General features: G+C 50.3%; 5 protein-coding genes and 2 rRNA genes (1 of these 7 only partly in view). 5 read left to right on the forward strand and 2 right to left on the reverse strand.

The genetic code is table 11. The features are described from left to right. The first annotated feature begins 39 nt into the window (after positions 1-39). Genes P3339_RS20050 through P3339_RS20070 form a run of 5 tightly spaced genes read left to right on the forward strand, consistent with a single transcriptional unit; the run spans position 40 to position 3,216 of the window. The gene (locus P3339_RS20050) at positions 40-171 is read left to right on the forward strand and encodes a hypothetical protein (RefSeq protein WP_282951702.1); all 132 of its coding nucleotides are present in this window, start codon (positions 40-42) and stop codon (positions 169-171) included. Further along, the gene (locus P3339_RS20055) at positions 171-668 is read left to right on the forward strand and encodes a 1-acyl-sn-glycerol-3-phosphate acyltransferase (RefSeq protein WP_282953627.1); all 498 of its coding nucleotides are present in this window, start codon (positions 171-173) and stop codon (positions 666-668) included. The genes P3339_RS20050 and P3339_RS20055 overlap by 1 nt, the downstream gene beginning before the upstream one ends. Beyond that, positions 655-1,422, forward strand: a complete 768-nt coding sequence (locus P3339_RS20060; RefSeq protein ID WP_282951703.1) for a TSUP family transporter — start codon at positions 655-657, stop codon at positions 1,420-1,422. The genes P3339_RS20055 and P3339_RS20060 overlap by 14 nt, the downstream gene beginning before the upstream one ends. Positions 1,423-1,426: 4 nt before the next feature. Next, a complete protein-coding gene (locus P3339_RS20065) occupies positions 1,427-1,777 on the forward strand; it encodes a hypothetical protein (protein ID WP_282951704.1) in 351 nt (116 codons plus the stop codon). A 29-nt stretch (positions 1,778-1,806) separates the two neighbouring features. Beyond that, a complete protein-coding gene (locus tag P3339_RS20070) occupies positions 1,807-3,216 on the forward strand; it encodes a M20/M25/M40 family metallo-hydrolase (protein WP_282951705.1) in 1,410 nt (469 codons plus the stop codon). A 925-nt stretch (positions 3,217-4,141) separates the two neighbouring features. On the opposite strand, the gene rrf is transcribed toward P3339_RS20070, so the two are convergent. Both rrf and P3339_RS20080 read right to left on the reverse strand, forming a co-directional pair. Beyond that, positions 4,142-4,257: ribosomal RNA gene (gene rrf, locus P3339_RS20075) — 5S ribosomal RNA — on the reverse strand. Between the two features lie 203 nt (positions 4,258-4,460). Then, positions 4,461-7,218 (reverse strand): 23S ribosomal RNA (locus tag P3339_RS20080) (it continues 120 nt past the right edge of the window).

Below are 7,218 nucleotides of genomic sequence, written 5' to 3' on the forward strand. Positions count from 1 at the left end.
AGTTCCAGGGCGTTTAAGCAGTAGACTGAGAGATCCATAATGAGTCAGCAGAAAGAATTACCGGCAGAGATACCCCGCCTTGGCAACAGCGTCACCGCTGCTATTGGCAGGCTGCTGATCAGGCTGATGGGCTGGCGCCTGGAGGGCACCTTCCCCCTGAGAAGAAAGTGATGGTGGCCCTGGCCCCACACACATCCAACTGGGATTTTGTCGTAGCCATGCCTTTTATCATGGCCTACAGGGTAAAAATTTCCTGGCTGATGAAACGGGAAGCTTTTTTCTTTCCCTTTAAAAATCTCTTTATGTGGCTCGGCGGTGTCCCTACCAATCGCGGCTCCGCAGGGGGTATCGCAAAACAGGTAGCCACGCAGTACCGCAATAACGAGAAAATGTGGGTCGGTATTACTCCCGAAGGAACTCGTAAGAAAGTTACCAAGTGGAAAAGTGGTTTCCTGCGAATTGCTTACGCAGCCAATGTACCAATCTTATTGGTTGCCTGGGATTTTTCACGTAAACGCTTCTGCCTTGACTCCCTCTACCATCCCACCGGAAACCTGGACGAGGATATGAGAGAGATCCAGCACCGCTTCAGTAAATACCAGGGGTTCCACCGCAAAATGCAGACTGGCACCTTGGAGGGTAACGAATCCTCCCGTGATAGAACTTAGTAGCGATTTAACCTTAACCACACTCCTGATACTCACCGCGGTGGCCTTCACCGCGGGCTTTATCAACGCCATCTCCGGTGGTGGAGGCCTGATCACCCTGCCCACACTTTTATGGGCTGGCCTTCCCCCGCTCGATGCCCTCGGCACCAATAAATTCCAAGCGGTTTTCGGCACTCTCTCATCCAGTTTTAACTATTTTCAAAAGGGGCACTTGCAACTGAGACCCCTGTGGCCCGGCCTTGTCACAGCAATGATCGGTTCATCCATGGGGACCTGGGCTGTCACAAAGCTCGGCGTTGAAACACTGGATACATTACTGCCTTTACTGATTATCGCCATTGCTCTCTACTTCAGTTTTTCACCGAGAATTTCAGACATCGACTCCAAACCCAGAATGGACTCGAGGCTCTTTCATCTTTTTGTCGGTGGCGGGATAGGTTTTTACGGAGGTTTTTTTGGCCCCGGCATGGGAGCCTTTTATGCCTTAGCATTTGCGGCGCTACTCGGCTACAACATGCGTAAAGCTACTGCGTCGACCAAACCATTGGTTTTGGCCACAAATATCACTTCACTAGTTATATTTATACTAGGTGGCCACCTCTCTCTAATGCTGGGTATTACTATGGCTGCCGCCCAGATAATTGGTGCAAGACTTGGGTCCAACCTGGTTATCACACATGGAGCCAGGCTAATTAAGCCTGTGATTATTCTTGCCACCCTGGCTATCGCGATAAAATTACTATTGGAGCCGTAGAAAAGTGACCCTGTTTCTCACCTTGCTGCTGTCCTTCTGTGCATTCGTCATTGTAATCTGGACTTTTATGCACTTGCGTACCCCGCGTTTTCGCATGGATAGAGCCAGTTTTATTAAAGGCCTGGAAGACGCCATTACCGGTCAGGCCAGCGAGAGTGAGTGGCGTGCTTTGGTGGCGATTCCGATGCGCCATGACCCAGAGCTGGAGAAAATGCGTCTCAAGTGCCTGGAAATAGAAGAGTACGAGTCCAGTGATAGCCCACCCTATTTATTTACCGAAAGGGGACTGGAACAGCTGCGCCAAATTCGCAGCAAACTACTTATTAATACATCAGACAAACAGTCAAAATCTTGAGCCAACGAGTGTTAATCAAGGATAAACATATGTTTAAACCACTGTTATCCCTTACCGGGGGTCTTATAGCAACCATGGCGATTGGTATCGCCCAGGCAAAACCGCTGCCTCAGGAGGACCTCTCAGTTGCCGAGGTACTACGCGACCGCGCCCTGGAGTCCTCAGATGCATACAGCATCGTGGAATCATTGACAGTGGAGGTTGGGCCTCGCCGCGCAGGTACCGAGGGAGACCGGCGTGCAGTGGCCTGGGCTCAGAAAAAGATGCAAGACCTGGGTTTTGACCGGGTCTATACGGAACAGATAGACGTACCGCGCTGGGCTCGTGGCCATGCCCACGCAGAAGTTGTTTCTCCTTATCCGCAACCCCTGGTTGTCAGCTCCCTGGGCTACAGTGTTGCAACACCCGATGGCGGTCTCACCGCCGAGATTGTCGAGTTCGCCGATGTAGAGGCTTTAATTAAAGCATCGCCAAAACAGGTTAAGGGTAAAATAGCGTTTATCAACAAACGCATGGAAAAAGCCCGCACCGGTGAAGGCTATGGCCCTGCAGTTCAGGGGCGCAGTCGCGGTATGCGCGCAGCTTCAGAGAAAGGTGCAGCTGCCCTGCTCCTGCGCTCCGTCGGCACAGACTCAGACCGTTTCGCTCACACCGGTATGATGTCTATCGACGGTATTAAAAATCCGGTCCCCGCCCTGGCGCTCTCAGCACCCGATGCCAACCTGCTTGAAGCCATGCTCAAACGCGGTGCACCTGTAGAAGTTAAGCTCAATGTGAATAATGAGCGCCTTGCCGATGGCCCCTCTTTTAATGTGATTGGGGAAATTACTGGTCGCGAAAAGCCGGAAGAAGTCATGATCATTGGGGCCCATCTGGACTCCTGGGACGAAGCCACAGGTGCCCTTGACGATGGTGCTGGTGTCGCCATTGTTTTGGAGACTGCACGCCTGATTGGTGAGTTACCCGAGCGTCCACGTCGCACCCTGCGTGTAGTCCTGTTCGGTGCAGAAGAAATTGGCTTGGTCGGTGCTAAGCAATATGTCGATGCCCACCGCCATGAACTCGACAACATTATCGCCATTTCAGAATCTGACTTTGGCGCAGGAAAAATCTGGCGCTTTGATACTAGGCTACCGGAGAGTAAATTCGATATCGCCGACCAGATGATGCAATTATTGGCGCCGCTAGGTATTGAGCGTGGTAATAACGAATCCTATGGCGGCCCCGATAGCAGTGTTTTCGTCGCCCAGGGTGTGCCAGCCTTTGGCCTTTACCAGGATGGTACTGATTACTTCGACTACCACCACACTCCCAACGATACCCTGGACAAGATCGACCCTGAGAACCTGCGCCAAAATGTCGCTGCCTGGGTGGTGATGTCTTTCCTTGCCACCGAAATGGAAGGTGACCTCGGGCGTATTCCCACTAAATCTGAGTAATCTATAAATACTCCAGTTATTTTTAAAAGCCCCCACTCAGAGGGGTTTTTTTATTTCCCTCTTATTCCACCCAACCCAAACTTTCGATCACAAAGACTTCCGTGCCACCTTTAATAAAACTGACATCTCTGTCTAAACAGGTAGTTGTTTATAACTGATGACAAGCGGATGAAGAGACGGTTACTAACAGAATCCATGGATAGACCTGTGCATAACTCCGGGATATCCACTTTCAGGCCTCTGTTTCCATAGGGGGCCTTTTAATGGGTAAAAAAACACCACTGATTCTAGGGTGATTTCCACAGGTCGGCCGTTATTAACAGAATGGCTGGATAGACTTGTGTATAACTGTGGTATATCCGCTGCCAGCCTTACAGTTGTGTGACATTGCGCGAGCGCACAAAAAATCACCGGCTTTTTCATTGGTATTTTTGTGTCACTTTTATCCCTGTCAGGCCCTTTTTTACAGCGGAGATAATTTCTTTATTGGGAAGATTTTTTCCGGGAAGACTACTAGTAGTACTGCGGTAAATTATTTGGGAATGCCCTTCCAGGGAAGATTGCAGTAAAAAATAGCTGGGCGCTCAATTTTTTCCAGGAGAGAAAGTCGCGAGGAGAACTCTTTATTTACAGTCGCGTAAACGTGTTCGACTTTTTACCGGGGTTTTTCCTGATTAAATTTTTCAACTGGATTTTGAGGGCAAAAACCTGACTGGGTTATTCATTACTTTTCAGGGTTTCTTTGTCACATTATTTTCTTAGTTTTTATTTTTAGCTTTTCTTTTTTAATTTTTCTTCGTTTCATCTTTGCCTTTTTTTATTTTTAACTTCCAAGTTTTTGCTTTTCTTCTTTACGGCTCTTCACGGATATTTTTTTCACACATAAAAAAAGGGCCACCCATTGGGTGGCCCTTTCGGATTAGAAGCCTGACGATGACCTACTCTCACATGGGGAAGCCCCACACTACCATCGGCGATGTTGCGTTTCACTTCTGAGTTCGGCAAGGGATCAGGTGGTTCCACAACTCTATTGTCGTCAGGCAAACTGGCTTGGGTTGGCGCTGGTCTTATAAGCAATGTGCTTGGCCTGCCGCGTTATCGCTGTTTGCCTCGGTCATGTTGTTGACCGGCGATAACCCCAAATAAGTCGGTAAAACAATCTGTAGTAATACACCGCAAGCGATCGTATGTCTCTAACTCACAATCCGCTAGCTTAGCTAGTCGTTAGTAACCATCTCTGTTGTATGGTCAAGCCGCACGGGCAATTAGTACTGGTTAGCTCAACGCCTCACAACGCTTCCACACCCAGCCTATCAACGTGGTAGTCTTCCACGGCCCTTTAGGGGAATCAAGTTCCCAGGGAGATCTTATCTTGAAGGAGGCTTCCCGCTTAGATGCTTTCAGCGGTTATCCCGTCCGAACATAGCTACCCGGCAATGCCACTGGCGTGACAACCGGAACACCAGAGGTTCGTTCACTCCGGTCCTCTCGTACTAGGAGCAACTCTTCTCAAATCTCCAACGCCCACGGCAGATAGGGACCGAACTGTCTCACGACGTTCTAAACCCAGCTCGCGTACCACTTTAAATGGCGAACAGCCATACCCTTGGGACCGGCTTCAGCCCCAGGATGTGATGAGCCGACATCGAGGTGCCAAACACCGCCGTCGATGTGAACTCTTGGGCGGTATCAGCCTGTTATCCCCGGAGTACCTTTTATCCGTTGAGCGACGACCCTTCCATACAGAATCGCCGGATCACTATGACCTACTTTCGTACCTGCTCGACATGTCTGTCTCGCAGTCAAGCGCACTTATACCATTATGCTCATTGCATGATTTCCGACCATGCTGAGTGCACCTTCGTACTCCTCCGTTACTCTTTGGGAGGAGACCGCCCCAGTCAAACTACCCACCATACACTGTCCTCGATCCGGATAACGGACCAGAGTTAGAACCTCAAACATACCAGGGTGGTATTTCAAGGACGGCTCCACAACAACTAGCGTCGCTGCTTCAAAGCCTCCCACCTATCCTACACAAATAGGCTCAAAGTTCAGTGCAAAGCTGTAGTAAAGGTTCACGGGGTCTTTCCGTCTAGCCGCGGGTACACTGCATCTTAACAGCGATTTCAATTTCACTGAGTCTCTGGTGGAGACAGCGTGGCCATCGTTACGCCATTCGTGCAGGTCGGAACTTACCCGACAAGGAATTTCGCTACCTTAGGACCGTTATAGTTACGGCCGCCGTTTACCGGGGCTTCGATCAAGAGCTTCGCCGAAGCTAACCCCATCAATTAACCTTCCGGCACCGGGCAGGCGTCACACCCTATACGTCCACTTACGTGTTTGCAGAGTGCTATGTTTTTAATAAACAGTCGCAGCCACCTGGTCACTTCGACCGGCCTCAGCTTAGGGAGCAAGTCCCATCACCAAAACCGGCGTACCTTCTCCCGAAGTTACGGTACCATTTTGCCTAGTTCCTTCACCAGAGTTCTCTCAAGCGCCTTGGTATTCTCTACCTGACCACCTGTGTCGGTTTAGAGTACGGTTCACTATTGCCTGAAGCTTAGAAGTTTTTCCTGGAAGCAGGGCATCAACCACTTCGTCTCTAAAAGAGACTCGTCATCAGTTCTCAGCCTTAGGGACCCGGATTTGCCTAAGTCCCCAGCCTACAACCTTAAACATGGACAACCAATCGCCATGCTGGCCTAGCCTTCTCCGTCACTCCATCGCAGCAATAGCGAGTACAGGAATATTAACCTGTTTTCCATCGACTACGGCTTTCGCCCTCGCCTTAGGGGCCGACTAACCCTGTCCCGATTAGCGTTGGACAGGAACCCTTGGTCTTCCGGCGGGGAGGTTTTTCACCTCCCTTATCGTTACTCATGTCAGCATTCGCACTTGTGATACCTCCAGCAGACCTCCCGATCCACCTTCAACGGCTTACACAACGCTCCTCTACCATGCCCGAAGGCATCCGCAGCTTCGGTTACCAATTTAGCCCCGGTATATCTTCCGCGCAGGCCGACTCGACTAGTGAGCTATTACGCTTTCTTTAAAGGATGGCTGCTTCTAAGCCAACCTCCTAGCTGTCTGGGCCTTCCCACATCGTTTCCCACTTAATTGGTATTTGGGACCTTAGCTGGCGGTCTGGGTTGTTTCCCTTTCCACGACGGACGTTAGCACCCGCCGTGTGTCTCCCGCGATTGCACTCCTCGGTATTCGGAGTTTGCATGGGGTTGGTAAGTCGGGATGACCCCCTAGCCCAAACAGTGCTCTACCCCCGAGGGTGAGACGCGAGGCGCTACCTAAATAGCTTTCGAGGAGAACCAGCTATCTCCCGGCTTGATTAGCCTTTCACTCCGATCCACAGGTCATCCCCTAATTTTTCAACATTAGTGGGTTCGGTCCTCCAGTTGATGTTACTCAACCTTCAACCTGCCCATGGATAGATCGCCGGGTTTCGGGTCTATTGCCTGCAACTAAACGCCCTATTAAGACTCGATTTCTCTACGGCTCCCCTAAGCGGTTAACCTTGCTACAGACAATAAGTCGCTGACCCATTATACAAAAGGTACGCAGTCACCCCGAAGGGCTCCTACTGCTTGTACGTATACGGTTTCAGGTTCTATTTCACTCCCCTCTCCGGGGTTCTTTTCGCCTTTCCCTCACGGTACTGGTTCACTATCGGTCAGCTGGGAGTATTTAGCCTTGGAGGATGGTCCCCCCATATTCAGTCAAGATAACACGTGTCCCGACCTACTCGATTTCACTCTAAATGCCTTTTCGTGTACGGGGCTATCACCCTGTATCGCGGTACTTTCCAGAACCTTCCACTAAAACATAAAGAGCTTAAGGGCTAATCCCCGTTCGCTCGCCGCTACTAAGGGAATCTCGGTTGATTTCTTTTCCTCCGGGTACTTAGATGTTTCAGTTCCCCGGGTTCGCCTCCATAACCTATGAATTCAGTTATGGATACTCCTAAAAGGAGTGGGTTTCCCC

The sequence above is a fragment of the Microbulbifer sp. MLAF003 genome (assembly GCF_030012965.1).
Classification (GTDB): Bacteria; Pseudomonadota; Gammaproteobacteria; order Pseudomonadales; family Cellvibrionaceae; genus Microbulbifer; species Microbulbifer variabilis.